Origin of the sequence: Paraburkholderia phenoliruptrix (assembly GCF_019511605.1) — a bacterium.
GTDB lineage: Bacteria > Pseudomonadota > Gammaproteobacteria > Burkholderiales > Burkholderiaceae > Paraburkholderia > Paraburkholderia phenoliruptrix_A.
This window is the reverse complement of sequence record NZ_JAEUAV010000010.1, coordinates 165,695-184,258: the sequence shown is the minus strand read 5'-3', so window position 1 is coordinate 184,258 and position 18,564 is coordinate 165,695. Positions and strand designations below refer to the sequence as shown.

General features: G+C 63.6%; 16 protein-coding genes. 3 read left to right on the top strand and 13 right to left on the bottom strand.

The features are described from left to right. Nucleotides 1–6 precede the first annotated feature (6 nt). Together madL and madM are read left to right on the top strand one after the other, a co-directional pair. On the top strand, nucleotides 7–402 hold the full coding sequence (gene madL, locus JNB89_RS15665; RefSeq protein ID WP_013338953.1) for a malonate transporter subunit MadL: 396 nt from the start codon (nucleotides 7–9) through the stop codon (nucleotides 400–402). Nucleotides 403–416: 14 nt separating this feature from the next. After that, nucleotides 417–1,184: a malonate transporter subunit MadM gene (gene madM / locus JNB89_RS15660; RefSeq protein ID WP_013338952.1), complete on the top strand. Its 768-nt coding sequence runs from the start codon at nucleotides 417–419 to the stop codon at nucleotides 1,182–1,184. 57 nt (nucleotides 1,185–1,241) lie between these two features. Here madM and JNB89_RS15655 read toward each other — a convergent pair whose 3' ends face one another. From JNB89_RS15655 to JNB89_RS15615, 9 genes are all read right to left on the bottom strand, one after another. Continuing rightward, nucleotides 1,242–2,156 carry a LysR family transcriptional regulator gene (locus JNB89_RS15655; RefSeq protein ID WP_013338951.1) on the bottom strand — a complete coding sequence of 305 codons (915 nt, stop codon included), beginning with the start codon at nucleotides 2,154–2,156 and terminating at the stop codon, nucleotides 1,242–1,244. A gap of 113 nt (nucleotides 2,157–2,269) precedes the next feature. Beyond that, complete coding sequence (locus JNB89_RS15650) at nucleotides 2,270–2,434, bottom strand: hypothetical protein (RefSeq protein WP_013338950.1); 165 nt, start codon at nucleotides 2,432–2,434, stop codon at nucleotides 2,270–2,272. Nucleotides 2,435–2,479: 45 nt separating this feature from the next. After that, the gene (locus JNB89_RS15645; protein ID WP_013338949.1) at nucleotides 2,480–2,677 is read right to left on the bottom strand and encodes a hypothetical protein; all 198 of its coding nucleotides are present in this window, start codon (nucleotides 2,675–2,677) and stop codon (nucleotides 2,480–2,482) included. Between the two features lie 866 nt (nucleotides 2,678–3,543). Continuing rightward, entirely contained in the window at nucleotides 3,544–6,438 is a 2,895-nt protein-coding gene (locus JNB89_RS15640) for a nitrate reductase (RefSeq protein WP_220362848.1), read from the bottom strand. 40 nt (nucleotides 6,439–6,478) lie between these two features. Next, on the bottom strand, nucleotides 6,479–7,750 hold the full coding sequence (locus tag JNB89_RS15635) for an NAD(P)/FAD-dependent oxidoreductase (protein ID WP_220362815.1): 1,272 nt from the start codon (nucleotides 7,748–7,750) through the stop codon (nucleotides 6,479–6,481). Then, nucleotides 7,747–8,100 carry a nitrite reductase small subunit NirD gene (nirD, locus tag JNB89_RS15630; RefSeq protein WP_013338946.1) on the bottom strand — a complete coding sequence of 118 codons (354 nt, stop codon included), beginning with the start codon at nucleotides 8,098–8,100 and terminating at the stop codon, nucleotides 7,747–7,749. Before nirD ends, JNB89_RS15635 begins: the two co-directional genes overlap by 4 nt. Before the next feature lie 30 nt (nucleotides 8,101–8,130). Beyond that, complete coding sequence (gene nirB / locus JNB89_RS15625; protein ID WP_220362847.1) at nucleotides 8,131–10,671, bottom strand: nitrite reductase large subunit NirB; 2,541 nt, start codon at nucleotides 10,669–10,671, stop codon at nucleotides 8,131–8,133. Between the two features lie 381 nt (nucleotides 10,672–11,052). Continuing rightward, nucleotides 11,053–12,387 (bottom strand): MFS transporter, encoded by a 1,335-nt coding sequence (locus JNB89_RS15620; protein WP_220362814.1) that lies wholly within the window; start codon nucleotides 12,385–12,387, stop codon nucleotides 11,053–11,055. A gap of 382 nt (nucleotides 12,388–12,769) precedes the next feature. Beyond that, nucleotides 12,770–13,603 (bottom strand): oxidoreductase, encoded by an 834-nt coding sequence (locus JNB89_RS15615; RefSeq protein WP_220362813.1) that lies wholly within the window; start codon nucleotides 13,601–13,603, stop codon nucleotides 12,770–12,772. A gap of 166 nt (nucleotides 13,604–13,769) precedes the next feature. On the opposite strand from JNB89_RS15615, the gene JNB89_RS15610 reads away from it, so the two are divergent. Continuing rightward, complete coding sequence (locus JNB89_RS15610) at nucleotides 13,770–14,681, top strand: AraC family transcriptional regulator (protein ID WP_220362846.1); 912 nt, start codon at nucleotides 13,770–13,772, stop codon at nucleotides 14,679–14,681. Nucleotides 14,682–14,820: 139 nt separating this feature from the next. Here JNB89_RS15610 and JNB89_RS15605 read toward each other — a convergent pair whose 3' ends face one another. The 4 genes from JNB89_RS15605 to JNB89_RS15590 all read right to left on the bottom strand — a co-directional run bounded on the left by JNB89_RS15605 (nucleotide 14,821) and on the right by JNB89_RS15590 (nucleotide 18,424). Beyond that, nucleotides 14,821–15,294, bottom strand: coding sequence for a VOC family protein (locus JNB89_RS15605; protein WP_220362812.1), 474 nt, complete (start codon nucleotides 15,292–15,294; stop codon nucleotides 14,821–14,823). Nucleotides 15,295–15,633: 339 nt separating this feature from the next. Continuing rightward, nucleotides 15,634–17,295, bottom strand: coding sequence for a cation acetate symporter (locus tag JNB89_RS15600; protein ID WP_013338936.1), 1,662 nt, complete (start codon nucleotides 17,293–17,295; stop codon nucleotides 15,634–15,636). After that, the gene (locus JNB89_RS15595; protein ID WP_013338935.1) at nucleotides 17,292–17,597 is read right to left on the bottom strand and encodes a DUF485 domain-containing protein; all 306 of its coding nucleotides are present in this window, start codon (nucleotides 17,595–17,597) and stop codon (nucleotides 17,292–17,294) included. The genes JNB89_RS15600 and JNB89_RS15595 overlap by 4 nt, the downstream gene beginning before the upstream one ends. 401 nt (nucleotides 17,598–17,998) lie before the next feature. Further along, the gene (locus JNB89_RS15590; RefSeq protein WP_220362811.1) at nucleotides 17,999–18,424 is read right to left on the bottom strand and encodes an organic hydroperoxide resistance protein; all 426 of its coding nucleotides are present in this window, start codon (nucleotides 18,422–18,424) and stop codon (nucleotides 17,999–18,001) included. Nucleotides 18,425–18,564: the final 140 nt, after the last annotated feature.

Sequence of the window (18,564 nt, the reverse complement as noted above, 5' to 3'; positions counted from 1 at the left end):
CACGAGATGATCATCTACGGAACAGCGTTGCTCGCTTTCTGCCACCTCGCCGGGCTTTTCCTCGGCGACCTGCTCGGAGCTGCGATAGGCGTCAAGACGAATGTCGGCGGCGTCGGCATTGCGATGCTGCTGCTGATCTTCCTGCGGCTCTATCTGCACGGCAAAGGACTGCTGCCGAAAGAAACCGAAGCCGGTGTCGGCTTCTGGGGCGCGATGTATATCCCCGTCGTGGTGGCAATGGCGGCCAACCAGAACGTCGTGGCCGCGCTCAAGGGCGGGCCGGTCGCGCTGCTTTCGGCGTTGGGCGCGGTGGCCCTGTGTGCCGGCTGCATCGCAGTGCTCTCTCGCACCGGCAGCGACAGCACCTCGTTCGCCAACGTTGCGCAACCCGAAGAAATCTGAACGAGGACCTAGCCATGCTCCAGATGCTCGACAAAGTACTGATCCACAACGGCCTCGTCACCGCGTTCGCGCTCGTCGGGCTCATCATGTGGGTGTCCTCGCAGATCTCGCGCAAGCTCACCTTCGGTCGCGTGCACGGCTCGGCAATCGCCATTCTGATCGGCCTCGTGCTCGCCTATCTGGGCGGCGCCTTTACCGCCGGTCAGAAAGGTCTGGCCGACCTGCCGCTCTTCGCGGGCGTCGGCCTGATGGGCGGCGCGATGCTGCGCGACTTCGCGATTGTCGCGACCGCTTTCGAAGTGCAGGCCACCGAGGCTCGCAAGGCCGGGCTCATCGGCGTGGTGTCGCTGCTGCTCGGCACGGTGCTGCCGTTCATTGTCGGCGCGAGCATCGCGCATGCGTTCGGCTATACCGATGCGGTCAGCATGACGACCATCGGCGCGGGCGCGGTCACGTACATTGTCGGTCCGGTGACGGGTGCGGCGATCGGCGCGAGCTCGGACGTGATCGCGCTCAGCATTGCAACGGGACTCATCAAGGCGATCATCGTGATGGTCGGTACGCCGCTCGCGGCCGGGTTCATGGGCCTGAAAACCCCGCGCTCCGCGATGATTTTCGGCGGCCTCGCGGGCACCGTGAGCGGCGTGAGCGCGGGACTCGCGGCCACCGACCGCCGGCTCGTTCCTTACGGTGCGCTGATCGCGACGTTTCACACGGGCGTAGGCTGCCTGCTCGGACCTTCGCTGCTGTTCTTCACGACGCGGGCGCTGGTGGGCGGTTGAACGCGGGCGGATGGTCTGCTCGCCGCAATGTCCGTAGCGAGAATGCTCAGCGCGCACTCACCCTTCGTTTCTCGTGCGCAGACGGCACACGGCCATCAGCGCGAGCAGGTTCGGGTCGCGCTCGCGCGCCCGCAGAAAACTGACGCCGATGGTCTGACGCATCAGGTATTGCGGCTTGAGCGGGATGAACTGCACTTTTTCCCCGAACACCCCCCGCACGCGGCCGGGCAGCAGCGTATAGCCGACGCCACCGCTCACGAGGTTCATCAACGAGTAGATGTCGCCGACCTGCATCGTCACGTTGGGCGTGAATCCGGCGACGCGAAACGCCTCCTGGAAGCCGTGATAGGTCGCAAAGCCCTCGCCGAGCGAGACGAAGGTCTCGTCACGACAGTCGCGCAGGTCGACCGCTTCCAGGTTGGCGTACGGCGAATGGGCGGGCGCTGCGAAGAAAATGTCGTCTTCGAAAAGCGGAACGGAGGCAAGCTCCGGCTCGGCGTCCGGCAAGGCCATGAGGGCCGCGTCGATTGCACCCTGCTTGAGTTTCTCGATCAACTCCGCGTTGGGTCCGAGCACCAGCTCGACTTGCAGCGCGGGCCGCCGCACCTTGATGTCGACGACAATGCCGGGCACGGTCCTAATAGTGAGCGAATACAGCGAGCCGATCTTCAGGCGGTCCGACGAATAGCCCGCTGCTTCGCGCGTGGCACGAATGCCGTCGGACATCAGCGTGAGGACTTCGTCGGCGACGTCGGCAAGCATTTGCGCGGCATCTGTCGATCTGAGATTGCGGCCTTCGTGGCGAAACAGCGCGCAGCGCACGCCCTTTTCGAGCGAATGCAGCGCGCGGTGCACGCTGACCGTGCTGACGTTCAGCACCTCGGCCGCCTTGGCGAGACTGCCGGTCTGCATGAATGCAAGCAGCACTTCCAGTTTGCGGAAGGTGATTTCGTCGTCGATTCGGTCGCGCATATCGAGCCAGGGTCCGGTCGGAACCGTCCATTATCAGCTCGTGCGCGCCGGCCGCAAATAGCGTCAATCCCTCACGCGCCGGAACGCGGCGAACGCGGCTGGCCGGGCTCGCCTCAATTACGGTGATGATGCCGCTGCCAATGCCAGATGGGCATGTGATCCAGTTGCCGCAGCAGTTGCGTGCGGCGATGTTCGCGCCGGTAGTGGCCGACCGCGAAGATGATGCCGATCACGAGGACCGCCAGGCCCATCACGATGCTAACCAGTTCTTCGTCCATCACTACCTTCTCGCCAATGTTTCGATGCGACCGTGCTTTGCGCGGCTAGCGTTTGCGCGCCACTGCGTTGAGCACTGAATGCCCGGCGCCGGTGACATGCAGGCGCTGGTGTCCGGAAGCGAGTTCTTCGAGTGCGACAAGCTGACGTTCCAGCAATGTGTCGAGCTCCTCGCGACACATATCAATCTGATCGGGAGCCGCCTTGACCAGCATGAGGGTGGCGAACTCCTTCGGGCTTAGCATAATCTGTCTCTCTCAATGTTCTATTAGTCTGCACGCAGGAAGGAATTACCGGGCGCCACCCTAGAAAGATGAAAGCCGGTTAGTTTTTCTGCGTCTTATTGATTTGGCAGCACCGTGCCGAATGCTTATTGTAATCTGAAAGCGTACCGCTGCTGCCAATGAATAAATGCATTGAGTCACCGCCTGTGATAGGGGCGATTTAAACATATCGTATGGAAGATAGCCTGCGAGGCCCGTTGTGAGAGGCTATCCAGACAGGAAGTAAACGTTAGGAACCCCGGCGTTCCGCTGAATGCGACGTTCAGATATGCAGGCGCGATTTACATCTGAACTGAGAAACCGCGTATTAACATATTTACTGGCGGCGCATTTGTCCCTGGGTCAATCGTGATGCGTTTTAACTATTAGCGCAAAATCAGCGTATTCGAATAACGCGAATATTTCCAATTAACGCGGATTTCAATAACCGATGGCAGCGCTTCACACTTAACGCTTCACGTGATCTCGACACGTCGCCGCGCAGCCGCGCACCCGCGCACGTGCCGGCCGCCATGGGCCGCGCAAACGCGCCGGGCGCAGACTCGCCGCATGCCGCTGGTGTGAGCCGCTGTCATTCTTGGCCGGCGACAGGGCGGCACCGGCTTCGTGTTCGTCGTGGAATGCGCGGCCCACGTCGATCGTGCGCAGCAGCGTTTGCAGTTTTTTTATCATCGCAGCAGAGGTTCTCTCGTCAGCATCGCATTCATGGCCGGCTAGTCGCGACGGTTACCCGGCGAAGGCGCTTCAGGCGCGACTCCTGTCACGGTCATGCCACGCGCAGTCATGCGCAGTCGCGCTCGTTCATGCACAGTCGCGCTCAGTCCCGCTCAAGCAGCATTCAGCCGCGCCAGCGCCGTATCGACCAGCAGCTTCTTCAACTCCGGCACGCACGAGCCGCAATTGCCGCCGGCCTTCAGACACGCGGTAATCTCAGCGGCACTCTTCAGACCTTGCTCGCGAATTGCCGTGCATATGGTGTTGCGTCCCACGCCGAAGCACGAGCAGACCGTCGGCCCAGTATCGGCGCCCTTGCCGAGCGACTGTCCGGAGAGCACGCCGATGCGCTCCGTCTCGTCGAGCCTCTCCTTCGCGAACAGGCTCGCGAGCCATTCGCGCGCCGGCAGTTCGGGCCGTGCAGAAAGAAACACGCAGTTCTCGATACGGTCGTCGACCAGATGCACCGCGCGATAGACGCCCGCCGAGCGGTCCTCGTATTCGAGCCAGTCGGCATGCGCGTCGTCCACGCCGAACAGCGCGCGCGCCCACGCACCACGATCGCCCTGCTGGCCAGACGGATCGCGCCCGGCGAGTTCGTAGCGCACGAACTGGGCTCCTTGTACGCGCGTCCAGTACGTCACGCCGTCAAGGCGCGGCGCGCGGCGGCTGAGCGAAAAGCCGTGCCACGCGACATGAAACTTGTCGACCCGCACCGGCGTGTGCTTGAACTCCGGCTCGCCGGAAACGGGGTCCACCGCCGGGTTCACCACGGCTCCCACACGCGCGTCGGAGGCCACCTGATCGTTCCAGTGAATCGGCACGAACACACTGCCGCGCGGCATGCCGCCGCCGTACTGAACACGTGCGACCATCGCGCCCCAGCGGCTCGACACGCGTGCAAGGTCGCCTTCGCGCACGCCGCACAGCAGCGCATCTTGCGGATGCATGTCGACGAATGCTTCGGTCACGTGCCCGGCGAGCCTTTCCGATTTGCCGGTGCGAGTCATCGTATGCCACTGGTCGCGTACGCGGCCGGTGTTCAGCGTGAGCGGATAGTCGTCGTCCGGCGCATCAGCAGGCGCGCGCGGCGGCGTGGGGATAAAGCGCGCGCGGCCGTCCGCGTGGCTGAAACGGCCGTTGTCGAAAAGACGCGCGGTGTGCTCGCCGCCCGCACGCACGGGCCACTGCACCGGCTCCAGCGACGCATAGCCGTCGCGGCCGAGACCTACGAGTCCCGCGAGGTTGAAAGCGCGATGCACGGTGCGGTTGTGCTCGCCGCCGTTCTGTACGCCGTTCTGTACGCCGTTCTGTACGCCGCTCTGTAAGCCGCTCTGTAAGCCGCTCTGTAAGCCGCTCAGTACGCCGCTCAGTACGCCGCTCAGTACGCCGCTCAGTACGCCGCCATTGTCGCCCACTCGCGGTGCCGCCTCCCCGCCTGCGTTGCGCCATGCGCTCAAGCGCGCATGCTCGTCGAAAATCTCGTGCTGGCTCGCGAACTCGAAGCCCGCATAACCCATGCGCCGCGCCACGTCGCAAATAATCTGCCAGTCCGCGCGCGCTTCGCCGGGCGCCGGCAGAAATGCACGCTGGCGCGAAATGCGGCGCTCCGAATTGGTCACTGTGCCGTCTTTCTCGCCCCAGCCAAGCGCGGGCAACAAGACATGCGCGAGCGCATTGGTGTCCGTGCTTTCGACAATGTCCGAGCAGACCACCAGTTCGCAGCGCGCGAGTGCACGCTTCGCCTGATCGCTGTCGGGCAGGCTCACCACCGGATTGGTGCCCATGATCCAGACCGCCTTGACGCGGCCTTGCTCGACGGCTTCGAACAGCTCCACGGCCTTGAGCCCTGCACGCGACGCGATAACCGGCGCGCCCCAGAATTGTTGAACGAGCTCGCGATGCCGCGGGTCGTCCAGTTCCAGATGCGCGGCGAGCGTGTTCGCGAGGCCGCCAACTTCGCGCCCGCCCATTGCGTTCGGCTGGCCGGTGAAGGAAAACGGCCCCATTCCAGGCTTGCCGATGCGCCCCGTCAACAAATGGCAATTGATGATGCTGTTGACCTTGTCGCTGCCCGAGCTCGACTGGTTGACGCCTTGCGAATACACCGTAATCACACGCTCGGTACGGGCGAACAGACGGTAGAACTCGAGCAGATCATGCGGGTCGACCTTGCACGCCTTCGCGCATTGCGCGAGGTCGAAGCCGCCTGGCGCCTCCGCCGAGGCGGCCGCCAACGCCTGCGCGAAACCGCTCGTATGCGCATCGACGAATTGTGCGTCTGTCGCGCCGTGCTCCGCGAGAAAGCTCAGGAGTCCATTGAAAAGGCGCACGTCGGTGCCCGCGCTGAGCGGCAGATGCAGATCGGCCATCTCGCAGGTCGCGGTGTAGCGCGGGTCGATCACGACCACCTTCAGCTCAGGCCGCGCCTCCTTCATCTTGAGAATCCGCTGGAACAGGATCGGATGACACCACGCCGTATTCGAGCCGACCAGCACCACCAGGTCGGCGAGTTCGAGATCTTCGTAGCACACCGGCACCAGGTCTTCGCCGAACGCGCGCTTGTGTCCCGCAACGGAGGACGACATGCACAGACGCGAATTGGTGTCGATGTTCGCGCTGCCGACGTAGCCCTTCATCAGCTTGTTCGCGACGTAGTAGTCTTCGGTCAGCAACTGGCCCGACACGTAGAGCGCGACGGCATCCGGTCCGTGTTCGTCGATGATCCGCCGGAAACCACCAGCGACTGCATCGAGTGCATCGTCCCACGACACGGTGCGCAACGCGCCGCTCGCGGGCTCGCGCATCTTCGGGTGCAGGAGCCGCCCTTCGAGCCCGACGGTTTCGCCAAGCGCCGAGCCTTTCACGCACAGGCGACCGAAGTTCGCGGGATGCGACTCGTCGCCCGCTATGTCATGCCCGCCGTCCGGGCGCGCACTGGCGCGTACGCCGCAACCGACGCCGCAGTATGGACAGGTGGTCCTGACAGCCTCGCCGCTGCCAGACATGCTCGAGATTGTGATGGGGAAACTCACGGTGTATTCCAGGTCAGGCAGCCTGCGCCTCGCACAAGGCTTTGCCGAACAGCAGGTGGCTGCGCAGCGATGAAATGTCGGTGCGGTTCTGAATCAGTTCGAAATACCACGCGCCTTCCTTGACGTCGCCGTACAGCACCGCGCCGATCACGCGGTTGTCTTCGATCACGAGACGCTTGTAGACGCCGCGTCGCGGATCGCGCAGCACGAGGTCTTCGCTGTCCGGTCCGCCGATGAAATCGCCGGCCGAATACAGTTCGACACCTGTGACTTTGAGCCGCGTGGCCGTCGCGCGCTGCACGTAGCGGCGATGCCCCGCTCCTGCGAGATGCGCGGCACACACGCGCGCCTGGTCCCAGATCGGCGCCACCAGACCGAAAGTCGCCATGCGGTGCTGCACGCATTCGCCCACCGCGTAGATGCGCGGATCGTAGGTCTGCAACGTGTCATCGACCACGATCGCGCGTTCGCAATGCAGTCCGCTCTGCTTCGCAAGCTCGATGTTGGGGCGCACGCCGGCCGTCATCACGACGAGATCGGCGGGAATTTCGCTGCCGTCGTCGAAACGCACGGCGCGCACACGTTCGGGCCCGACAATGGCCGTGGTGTTTGCTTTCAGCAGGAAACGCAGACCCTTGCGCTCGAGCGCCTGTTGCAGCAACGCCGACGCACTGCGATCCAATTGACGCTCCATCAGGCTGTCCATCACATGCACGACCGTGACCGACATCCCCTGGCGCAGCAGTCCGTTCGCGGCTTCAAGACCCAGCAGTCCGCCGCCGATCACCACCGCATGACGATGGTTGCGCGCCGCCTCGAGCATCGTTTCGACATCCTGAATGTCGCGAAACGCGATCACGCCAGGCAGATCGTGACCCGGCACCGGAATCAGGAACGGCTTGGAGCCGGTGGCAATCAGAAGTCGGTCGTAGCCCACCTCGATGCCGCTCTGTGCACGCACGATGCGGCGCCGGCGGTCGATTGCGACCACCGGATCGCCCGCATACAGGCGAATGCCGTTCTCGTCATACCAGTCGCGCGTATTGAGGATGATGTCGTCGACCGTCTTCTCGCCTGCCAGCACCGGCGAAAGCAGAATGCGGTTGTAGTTGCCGTAGGGCTCCGCGCCGAACACGGTGATGTCGTAGAGATCCGGCGCGAGCTGCAGCAGTTCCTCGACGGTGCGCATGCCGGCCATGCCGTTGCCGATCACGACGAGCCGCGCACGCGCGGGCGCAGCGGGCAATGCCTCCGCCGGTGACGGTGCGTCGGTGCCGTATGTCATGCGGCGACCCATACTTTGCCGCTTTCCACGCGCACTGGATACGCGCTGACCGAGTTCTCGGGAGCTTCCAGACACTCGCCCGTGCGCAGATCGAAGTGATGCTTGTAGATCGGCGAGGCCACCACGACACGCTCGCCGAGGCTGCCGATCAGCCCGCGCGAGAGCACCGCCGCGCGCGAGCCCGGATCGTAGTTCTCGATCGCGTAGACGGCCGCCTTGTCGTTGTCCGTGGTCACGTGAAAGACGGCAACCTGCTCACCGTTGACGAGCGCGCAGACGCCCGTGTTGGGCACAATGTCGTCGAGCGTGCAAACGGGTGTCCAGGTTTGCGGCAAGCGGTCGTTACTCATGGCGTGGCTCCTTTCCAATCACGCTAAAAATCACACTGTTTCCACGACGACAGGAATCGCAGCAAGCTTCGACTGACGCTCGTCGGGTGTCGCCGGCCGGATCTGGCCGCGCTCCTTCACGAAGCTCACCGTGCTGTCCGTTGCGTCGCTGTTGACGAAGTGACGGAAGCGCTTGCGTGTCTCCGGATCGCTCACCGCCTTCTTCCACTCGCATTCGTACGTATCGATCACGCGCTGCATGTCCGCCTCGAGTTCCGCGGCGACTTGCAGCCTGTCATGCACCACCACGTCGATCAGATACTGCAGACCGCCTTCCAGACTCTCGCGCCACACGCTCGTGCGTTGCAGACGGTCGGCGGTACGCACATAGAACATCAGGAAGCGGTCGATGTAGCGCACCAGCGTGTCGCGATCCAGATCCGACGCGATCAGCTCCGCATGGCGCGGCTTCATGCCGCCGTTGCCGCAGACGTACAGGTTCCAGCCCTTTTCCGTCGCAATCACGCCGACGTCCTTGCCCTGCGCTTCCGCGCATTCGCGCGTGCAGCCCGACACGCCGAACTTGATCTTGTGCGGCGTGCGCAGGCCCTTGTAGCGGTTCTCCAGCTCCACCGCGAGTCCCACCGAATCGCCCACGCCATAGCGGCACCACGTCGAGCCCACGCACGACTTCACCGTGCGCAGCGACTTGCCGTACGCGTGCCCCGATTCGAAACCCGCTGCAATCAGCTCTTCCCAGATGAGCGGCAACTGCTCGACGCGCGCGCCGAACAGGTCCACGCGCTGGCCGCCCGTGATCTTCGTGTAGAGGCCGTATTTCTTCGCGACCTGCGCGACGGCAATCAGACCATCGGGCGTCACTTCGCCGCCCGGCATGCGCGGCACGACCGAATAGGTGCCGTCGCGCTGGATGTTCGCGAGGTAGTAGTCGTTCGTGTCCTGCAACGACGCGTGCTCCTTTTTCAGCACGAATTCGTTCCAGCACGACGCAAGAATGCTTGCCACCACCGGCTTGCAGATATCGCAGCCGAGACCGTGGCCATGTTTTGCGAGCAGTTCGCCGAAGCTGCGCACGCCCTCCACCCGCACGATATGAAAGAGCTCCTGGCGCGAATACGCAAAGTGCTCGCACACATGATTGTTCACGGCGAGGCCCTGCTTCTTCATTTCGGCCTTCATCACCTGGGTGACGAGCGGCACGCAGCCGCCGCACGAAGTGCCCGCAGTGGTCGCGCATTTGAGCGCGCCGATGTCGGTCGCGCCCGCGCCCACTGCCGCGCACAGTTGCGCCTTCGACACGTTGTTGCACGAACAGATCTGCGCGCTCTCGGGCAGCGCGTCGACGCCGAGGCCCGGCTTCGCTTCGCCGTCGCCTTGCGGCAGGATCAGGAATTCCGGCGACTCCGGCAGCGCGATGCCGTTGAGCATCATCTGCAGCAGCGTGCCGTACTCGCTCGCGTCGCCGACCATCACCGCGCCGAGCAGCTCCTTGCCCGACTCGGAGACCACCAGCTTCTTGTAGATCTGCTTGCGCTCGTCGCTGAACTGGTAGGCGCGGCTGCCCGGCGTCGTGCCGTGTGCGTCGCCGATGCTCGCCACGTCCACGCCCATCAGCTTGAGCTTGGTGCTCATGTCGGCGCCCGCGAAGGTCGCGTCGTTGCCCAGCAGATGTTTTGCCGCCACCCGCGCCATGTCGTAGCCCGGCGCCACGAGACCGTAGACCATGCCGTTCCACGCCGCGCATTCGCCGATTGCGTAGATGTGCGGGTCGCTCGTGCGGCAGCTTGAATCGATCGCAACGCCGCCGCGCGGGCCCAGTTCCAGACCGCACGCGCGCGCGAGTTCGTCGCGCGGACGGATGCCGGCGGAGAACACGATCATGTCCGTGTCCAGATGCGTGCCGTCGGCGAACAGCATGCGGTGCGTGCCCGCTTCGCCGTCGACAATCGCCGTGGTGTTCTTCTGCGTGTGCACGCTCACGCCGAGTTCCTCGATCTTCGTGCGCAGTACGCGGCCGCCACCTTCGTCCACCTGCACCGCCATCAGGCGCGGCGCGAATTCCACCACGTGCGTTTGCAGGCCCATGTCGCGCAGCGCCTTCGCGCATTCCAGACCCAGCAGGCCGCCGCCGACCACCGTGCCTGTCTTCGAGCGCGCGCCGCACTCCTGCATTGCTTCGAGATCCTCAATAGTCCGGTAGACGAAGCAGTCGCGCCGCTCGCGGCCCTGCACCGGCGGCACGAACGGCGAGGAGCCGGTGGCCATCACTAGCTTGTCGTAGGCGAGCGTTTCGCCGCTGGCAAGCGTCACGGTGCGCGCATCACGGTCGATCGACACGGCTTTCGCATTGAGTTTGAGCAGCACGTTCTCGCGCTCGAAAAAGCCCGGCTCGACAAGCGACAGGTCGTCCGCGGACTTGCCCGCAAAGAATTCCGACAGATGCACGCGGTCGTAGGCGGGACGCGGCTCTTCGCACAGCACGGTGATGTGCATCGCGGCCTTCGGATCGTCGACGAGACACTCGACCAGTTTGTGACCGACCATTCCGTGACCGATTACGACCACGTTCATGACAGAGGCTTGATTCGTTTGCGATGCGGTTCGCGACATGATGTGTCCGGCAATAAAAAAGCGTCCCGCGGATGCAATCGCTGCTGCGACTGTATTCGGGGGACGCCGTTGTCCAAAACCAGTAATCGGGAAACAGAGTGCTTGCTGCAAGCTGGCAGGATCGCCGTTGATCCGTAGCCCCATTAATGCAAGGCCCATGCCATTCGGTCAGAACTTCCGCAGCGCCCCGCGCTGCGGGCTTGCCGCGCGTCTTGCCACATTCGCTGCACGCCGGGCGCCGACGCATTCCGATGCACGAAGGCTCGATGATGGTGCGACGCAGCACCTTCGGCGTGCAACGCGCAGCCGCACGGCATACGCGAGGCGCACGAGAATGTCGGGTTAGTTGGCCACGCTCTGGGTGCTCGCGGCGGCGAGCGCACGCTCCCTCAACGCCGCTTCGCGGGCCTTGTGCTCGCCGCTAAAGCGCACCGCCAACGCACACAGCGCCGACAGCGTGACGAGCACGCCGAGCGTCGCGAGCGTCTGCTGAATGCCGCCTATCCCTTTCATCAGGAAGCCCGCCGCCACTGCACCGACATTGCCGCCCGCGCCGATGATGCCGGCCACGCCGCCGAGCGCCTTGCGGTCGATGAACGGCACGAGCGCATAAGTGGCGCCGCACGCCATATGAGTGAAGAGCCCGAAGACCAGCATCGCAACGAGTGCCGGCGCGATGCTGGTCGCGTGCGCGAAACCCACGAGGCCGAGCCCCTCGCCGATCATCAGCGCACACAAGAGCGTGGAGCGCACTTCGAGGCCGCGCCGCGCGGCGGCACGGTCCGATACCCAGCCGCCCAGCGCGCGTGCAAAGAGCGCGAGCAGGCCGAAGCTGCCCGCGGCCATGCCGGCTTCCTTCAGCGACAGATGAAAATGGTCGACGTAGTAGATAGCCGCAATGTTGTGGATGAACACCTCCACGCCGAAACACGCCGCATAGGTAATGAAGAGCATCCATACGCGGTAGTTCGCGCAGGCCGTGCGAAAGCTCGCCCAGCCCCCCTTCTTGCCGCCGTCGATGGTCATGCCTTGCGCACGCAGTTCGCTGAAGTTGCCTTGCGGGCAGTCCTGCGTGAAGCGCCAGTAGAACGCGGCCATGACCGGCATCGCGAGACCGGGCACCAGCAGCGCCAGGCGCCAGGCCGACGACTCGCCCACGCCCAGCACGATGATCGCGGCAAGCAGCAACGGAATCAGCGCCTGCGCGGCGCCCGCGCCGGTGTTGCCCCAACCCGCGGTCGTCGCGTTCGCGGTGCCCACTACGTTCGGCGCGAACATCATCGACGTGTGGTACTGCGTGATCACAAAGCTCGCGCCGACCGCGCCGATTAGCAGACGGCAGAGCAGAAAACTCTCGTAGCCCGTGGAAACCGCAGCGCCGAGCACCGGCAACGCGCCTATGAGCAAGAGCCCCGAGTAAACCTTGCGCGGTCCGTAGCGATCGCACATCGGGCCGACCACGAGCCGCACGAGAATGGTCACGGCCACGGCGGCGATGTTGATGTTCGCGACCTGATCGGCGGAAAGCCCGAACTCGCGCTTGATGAGCGGCATCAGCGGCGCGCAGGCAAACCACGCGAAAAAACATACGAAAAAGGCCATCCACGTGAGATGGAAGGCGCGCATGGCCGGCGTGCGCAGGCTGAAAAGGTCTATACGGATTGCTTTGTCTGCCATCGTCGTTCCAGAAACAAAAAAGCGTCCCGAGAAACCGGTCGTGTGACTGGTTTCAGGGGACGCCGTTGTCCAAAGCTGCTCGTTACTGCGTATCTCGTGCTACGAATGCATTCGGGAAGAATCGCCGTTGATCCTTTGCGGCTGCACTATGCAAAGGCTATGCCATACGCGACGAGTATCGGCGCGATGCGGCTTTACGCGTCAAAACGCTGATCGCTCTGGATTCAGGGCGTCGTGTTTTGACGCGCTGAGGCACAGCGATGGTGCGGGTTCACAGCAACGGGGCGTCGCGCCGCAGGACCTCTGAGACCTCGAGCTTCTGCGCGCGGCGCGTGCGAGTGGAGCCGTGGACCCGCCTCGCGGGTAAAGCCGTGGACCCGCCTCAGCCGTCCGTGGACAACGTGAGCGCTTCCCACGTGGCGATTTCGTCAGACAGTGCAGTCAGTTTCCCGCGCACGAGACCCAAGGCGTCGCTTCCGAGCAGTAGATGCACAGGCGGCTGCTCCGCCGCGATCGCAGCCAGCATCGCGCGCGCGGCTTTCACCGGGTCGCCCAGCTGCTTGCCGCTCTTCTCTTCGCGAGCCTTGCGCAGCGGATCGAATACCGCGTCGTAGTCGGAAATGGAGCGCGGCGTGCGCGACATGGAGCGCCCTGCCCAATCGGTGCGAAAAGAGCCCGGTGCAACGGCGGTTACATGAATGCCCAATGACCGCACCTCCTGGCCAAGTGCTTCCGAGATTCCTTCGAGTGCAAACTTGCTGCCGCAGTAGTACGAGATGCCGGGCATGGTGATGAAGCCGCCCATCGACGTAATGTTGAGAATGTGGCCGCGCCGGCGTTGGCGCATGTAGGGCAGCACGGCTTTCATCATCGCCACTGCGCCGAACACGTTTACTTCGAACTGCCGGCGCAGGTCGGCGAGCGGCGCCTCTTCCATGACGCCTTCGTGGCCATAGCCGGCACTGTTCACGAGCACATCCACGGGGCCGACGCTTGCCTCGATATCGGCTACGACGCCGTCGATCCGGTCGAAGTCGGTCACGTCCAGCAGGCGGCCGAACGCCCTGCCTGGCGCGAGCGCCTCCAGCTCGGCTTTCGCGGCCTCGCTTCGCACCGTGCCGACCACACGATGACCGTCCTGCAGCGCCTGCTGAGCGAGAGCGCGGCCAAAGCCGCTGCTCGCGCCGGTAATCAGCAAAATTCTGTTCGATGTCATGAGATGCCTTTCCAGGAGTCAAACGGAAAGTGCATACTATTCTTCCGGCCTCACGAGTTTTAGGCCGAATTATGGCTTTTTATTGCCTATTTCTATGACATCTCAAACAACAAAAAAGGACAGCCGTGGCGCGCCGCGCGTGCCTTCTCGCCGCGACCAGCAGACAATGGTCGGGCTCGTGCGTGCGCTCGCCCCCGAGGAGGGCTACAACCTGACGGCGCTCGCGAGCGTGCGCGTGCTGCGCTCGGATCGCAGCCTGACGTCCACGCCGGTGCTGTATGACCCGGGCATCGTGATCGTTTGCCAGGGACGCAAGCGCGGCTATTTCGGCGACCAGCTCTATGTGTACGACGAGCAGCACTATCTGGCGGTCTCAGTGCCGGTGCCGTTTACGATGGAGACCGACGCGGATGCGCAGCGTCCGCTGCTCGCGATCTACCTGCATCTCGACTTCAAGCTGGCTGCCGAGCTGCTTGCGCAGATAGAAGGTCACGCGCTGCCGGACAGCGCACAGGCGCCGCAAAGCATGATGTCGAGCCCGCTCGACAAGCCCTTGCGAAACACCGTATTGCGCCTGCTCGAAGCGCTGAACCGGCCGCTCGACGCAGCGGTGCTCGGTCCGTCTCTGCTGCGCGAGCTCTACTTTCGGGTGCTGACCGGCCCGCAGGGAGATGCGATGCGCGCGGCGCTCGGCATGCAAGGTCAATTCGGCAGGATCGGCAAGGCGCTGCGCCGCATTCATTCCGACTACGCGGGTGCGCTCGACCTCCCATTGCTTGCGCGCGAGGCCGGCATGAGCATTCCCACGTTTCATGCGCATTTCAAGGCCGTCACGCAGACCTCGCCGATGCAGTACGTCAAGTCCACGCGCCTGCACCAGGCCCGCCTGCTGATGCTGCGGCACGACATGTCGGCGGAGGCCGCGAGCGTGGCTGTGGGCTACGCGAGCACGTCGCAATTCAGTCGGGAATTCAAGCGGCTTTTTGGGCTGACGCCCGCTGCGGAAGCGCGGCGCATGCGTGCGAGCTTTGCGATTCCGCCCGCGCATGCCGGATCCGAATACGTGTCCTCGCATTGAACCGATAGACGGGTGGGCACGGGCAGAGAGCGCCCGCTTCTATCCGCTGCGTAGCACCGGGGCCCACACGGGTTGCGGCGCGGCAAGCCAGAATGCGGCTTACGAGCGGATCGCGCTAGCGCTAACCCCGGCCCCGGCCCTAGCCCGCCGTACCCTCGTACGCCGCCCTCAATGCGGCGACATCGAACTTGACCATTTTCATCATTGCCTCGGCCGCGCGCCGCGCCTTGTCCGCGTCGGGGTCGCCCATCATCGCGATGACATCGGCCGGCGCAATCTGCCACGACACGCCAAAGCGGTCTTTCAGCCAGCCGCACGCCTCGGGCGCGCCGCCGCCCTCGAGCAGCGCATCCCAGTAGCGGTCGATTTCCGCCTGATCCGCGCAACTGACGAGAAGCGATATCGAGTGATTGAACGTGTCGTTGCCGCTCGAGCTCATTGCGTAGAAGGTCTGGCCGAACAGCACGAACTCGACCACTTTCGTCGCGCCTGCGGCCGGCACTGCCGTGACGCGAACGACTCGCGAGTCAGGGAAGATGTTCGTGTAGAAAGCCGCGGCCTCTTCGGCCTCGTTCGAATACCAGAGAAAAGGGGTGATCTTCTGAATTGTCATCGCGAGTCTCCTGTCAGTATCGCTCAGATGGCGGCCGACTGTATGCCGCTATGTGGACGACGAAGCAACACCCGCGAAATCGACACGGCAGGACGAATTATTTTTCTTCTCTAACGATTCTTGCGTGACGTGCCCGCGCAGACATACTCGCCGCGCCATCGGAGCCGATTATAGGCAACGGCGGGTAACTGAGGGCAACGGCGGGGAACGGCGCGTGTCGCGATTTAGGCCGCGCCTGTCCGCATCGGCGCGACGCGACCGTACCTGCGTGTCCCGAGGCGCGGCGGCCGCGGCGGATGACGCCGCGACCGCTCCCGATCCATGACGGCAACGCGAGATCTAGTGGCTCGCGCCTTCTACCGCGCCAATGCCGGTTTCCGAGCGCACCGCCTGGGCGTCGAAGCCCGCCTGGTCGATGCGTGCGCGCGCCGATTTGTCGGTGACGGAAAACAACCAGATGCCGGCGAAGCCCAGCGCCATGGAGAACAGCGCAGGCGACGCATACGGGAACGGCGCGCTCGCGAAATGAAACACGTCGACCCAGACCGCCTTCGACAGCACCGTCAGCAGCACGGCTGACAGAAGACCGAGAAAGCCGCCTATTGCCGCACCGCGCGTCGTGCAGCCGCGCCACAGCACGGACAGAAACAGCACCGGAAAATTGGCCGAAGCGGCCACCGCAAATGCCAGCGACACCATGAACGCGATGTTCTGCTTTTCGAACACGATGCCGAGCACGACGGCGACGACGCCCAGCACCACAGTCGTGATGCGCGACACGAAAAGCTCATTGGCGCTCGACGCCTTGCCGTGCTTGAACACGGTCGCATACAGGTCGTGCGACACGGCCGACGCGCCGGCGAGCGTGAGCCCGGCGACCACGGCGAGAATGGTCGCGAACGCCACCGCCGAAATAAAGCCGAGGAACACGTTGCCGCCCACCGCACTCGCCAGATGCACCGCCGCCATGTTGCTGCCGCCGAGCAGCTTGCCGGCTGCGTCCTTGAACATGGGGTTGGTGCTCACCAGCACGATCGCACCAAAGCCGATGATAAACGTGAGAATGTAGAAATAGCCGATCCACGTGGTGGCCCAGAACACCGACTTGCGTGCCTCCTTTGCATTGGGCACGGTAAAGAAGCGCATCAGGATGTGCGGCAGGCCGGCCGTGCCGAACATCAGCGCGATGCCGAAGGAAATGGCCGAGATGGGGTCCTTGATGAAATTGCCCGGCCCCATGATCGACGCTTTCTTTTCGTGCACTTCAACGGCTTTCGCGAAGAGCGCCTCGGGGCTGAAGTGAAATTGCCACAGCACCATGAAGGCCATGAACGACGCACCCGCGAGCAACAGACACGCCTTGATGATCTGCACCCACGTCGTGGCGGTCATGCCGCCGAACAGCACGTAGACCATCATCAGCGCGCCGACTATCACTACCGCGATCCAGTACTCGAGCCCGAACAGCAGCTTGATGAGCTGGCCTGCGCCTACCATTTGCGCGATCAGGTAGAAGGCGACGACGACGAGCGTGCCGGATGCGGCGAATGCGCGAATCGGGCCTTGTTTGAAGCGGTAAGCGGCCACGTCGGCAAAGGTGAAACGGCCGAGATTGCGCAGCCGCTCCGCCATCAGGAACGTGATGATCGGCCAGCCCACGAGAAAACCGATCGAGTAAATAAGACCGTCGTAGCCGTTCGTGTAGACCGCAGCAGAAATGCCGAGAAACGAGGCAGCGGACATGAAGTCGCCCGCAATCGCAAGGCCGTTCTGAAAGCCCGTGATGCCGCCGCCCGCCGTGTAGAACTCGGCCGCCGAGCGCGTTCTTCGCGCAGCCCATTTAGTGATGAAAAGCGTTGCAATCACGAACGCGACGAACATGCAGATCGCAGTCCAGTTGGTCGCCTGCTTGACCGCCTGGCCCAGGTCGGCGCCTGCCGCGAAGCAGCTCGAAGAAGCGGCGAAGAGCGCAGCCGCAGTACCGGATCGGCGCGTGTTCATACGGCCTCCCGCTTGATCTGGTCAGTGAGTTCGTCGTACGCACTATTCGCGCGCCGCACATAAAAGCCCGTGATCGCGACCGTAAACACGATCACGAAGAGCCCGATCGGCATGCCCCACGTGGTGACGCCCGCGCCGAGTTTCGCCGAAAGCACGTCCTTGTTGAACGCAATCAGCAGCACGTAGCCGTAGTAGACGATCAGCACAAGCGCCGTCAGCGTCCAACCGAGCCGCGAGCGCTTTCGCACCAGTTCGCGGTAGGCCGCGCTCGATCTGATCTTGTTCGCGAGTTCCAGGTCCATCTCCGTCTCCTGCATGAGTATCTTTCGCCGCGTGCAAAGGTGCCCTGCTGCAAACGAAGTCGCAGCCATGGGGCATTTGCGTGCGTAATTCGCTGGGAATGCAAGCCAATGCGCTCGCGCATGCGATGTGTTGTGGTTATTTCGATGCGCTCGACCATACGTTAAGAGCGGCCCCTTACCCGGTTCTTACGGCGAGCATTTTCCTGTGGCGGGGTTTACGCGGAGAGCGGCGCGATTGCGCGCGGCGGGCCGCGGCCGATTGGCGCGGCAGAAATGGAGAGGGTTCCGGCAGCGCGAAGCGGTCGCGCCTCGTGCCGGAACCCGGATTCAATACATTCGACGATTGGCCCGATGGACCGAAGTCCTGGTTAAACCGTCGTTGAACCGCCGTTGAAGCGTCGTTAAACGATAGTCAGCGTCACGTCGATGTTGCCGCGCGTAGCGTTCGAATACGGGCAGACAATATGCGCCTTGTCGACCAGTGCCTGCGCCGCGTCGCGTGCCATGCCCGGCAGCGAGATCTTCAGTTCCACTTCAATGCCGAAACCGTTGGGAATCGCGCCGATGCCGACGCTGCCGTCAATCGCGACGTCTACGGGAATCGCAATCTTGTCGCGAGCCGCCACGAACTTCATCGCACCCAGGAAGCACGCGCTGTAGCCGGCCGCAAACAGTTGCTCAGGGTTGGCGCCGTCGCCGCCCGCACCGCCCAGTTCGCGCGGCGTGGTCAGCTTGAAATCCAGCTTGCCTTCCGGAACAACGGCGCGGCCGTCGCGGCCTCCGGTAGCGTGAGCATGAGCACGATACAGAACTTTTTCGATCGACATGGTGAAGCTCCTTTTGAACAGGTTTGAAGTCGCGTCGCTCTATACCGATAGAGGCGAATGCGAAGCATGGAACAAACATGTACCGCTTTGAATCTACCAGCTTGATACTTTTCTATCTACTGAAAGATAGACACTCCAGC

Coding starts and splice junctions, on each gene's coding strand:
- JNB89_RS15590 (WP_220362811.1), bottom strand. CDS start 18,424: ATGTCGATCGAAAAAGTTCTGTATCGTGCTCATGCTCACGCTACCGGA.
- JNB89_RS15615 (WP_220362813.1), bottom strand. CDS start 13,603: ATGACATCGAACAGAATTTTGCTGATTACCGGCGCGAGCAGCGGCTTT.
- JNB89_RS15610 (WP_220362846.1), top strand. CDS start 13,770: ATGGTCGGGCTCGTGCGTGCGCTCGCCCCCGAGGAGGGCTACAACCTG.
- nirB (WP_220362847.1), bottom strand. CDS start 10,671: ATGAACGTGGTCGTAATCGGTCACGGAATGGTCGGTCACAAACTGGTC.
- madL (WP_013338953.1), top strand. CDS start 7: ATGATCATCTACGGAACAGCGTTGCTCGCTTTCTGCCACCTCGCCGGG.
- JNB89_RS15655 (WP_013338951.1), bottom strand. CDS start 2,156: ATGCGCGACCGAATCGACGACGAAATCACCTTCCGCAAACTGGAAGTG.
- madM (WP_013338952.1), top strand. CDS start 417: ATGCTCCAGATGCTCGACAAAGTACTGATCCACAACGGCCTCGTCACC.
- JNB89_RS15595 (WP_013338935.1), bottom strand. CDS start 17,597: ATGGACCTGGAACTCGCGAACAAGATCAGATCGAGCGCGGCCTACCGC.
- JNB89_RS15635 (WP_220362815.1), bottom strand. CDS start 7,750: ATGACATACGGCACCGACGCACCGTCACCGGCGGAGGCATTGCCCGCT.
- JNB89_RS15645 (WP_013338949.1), bottom strand. CDS start 2,677: ATGCTAAGCCCGAAGGAGTTCGCCACCCTCATGCTGGTCAAGGCGGCT.
- JNB89_RS15620 (WP_220362814.1), bottom strand. CDS start 12,387: ATGGCAGACAAAGCAATCCGTATAGACCTTTTCAGCCTGCGCACGCCG.
- JNB89_RS15640 (WP_220362848.1), bottom strand. CDS start 6,438: ATGTCTGGCAGCGGCGAGGCTGTCAGGACCACCTGTCCATACTGCGGC.
- nirD (WP_013338946.1), bottom strand. CDS start 8,100: ATGAGTAACGACCGCTTGCCGCAAACCTGGACACCCGTTTGCACGCTC.
- JNB89_RS15605 (WP_220362812.1), bottom strand. CDS start 15,294: ATGACAATTCAGAAGATCACCCCTTTTCTCTGGTATTCGAACGAGGCC.
- JNB89_RS15650 (WP_013338950.1), bottom strand. CDS start 2,434: ATGGACGAAGAACTGGTTAGCATCGTGATGGGCCTGGCGGTCCTCGTG.
- JNB89_RS15600 (WP_013338936.1), bottom strand. CDS start 17,295: ATGAACACGCGCCGATCCGGTACTGCGGCTGCGCTCTTCGCCGCTTCT.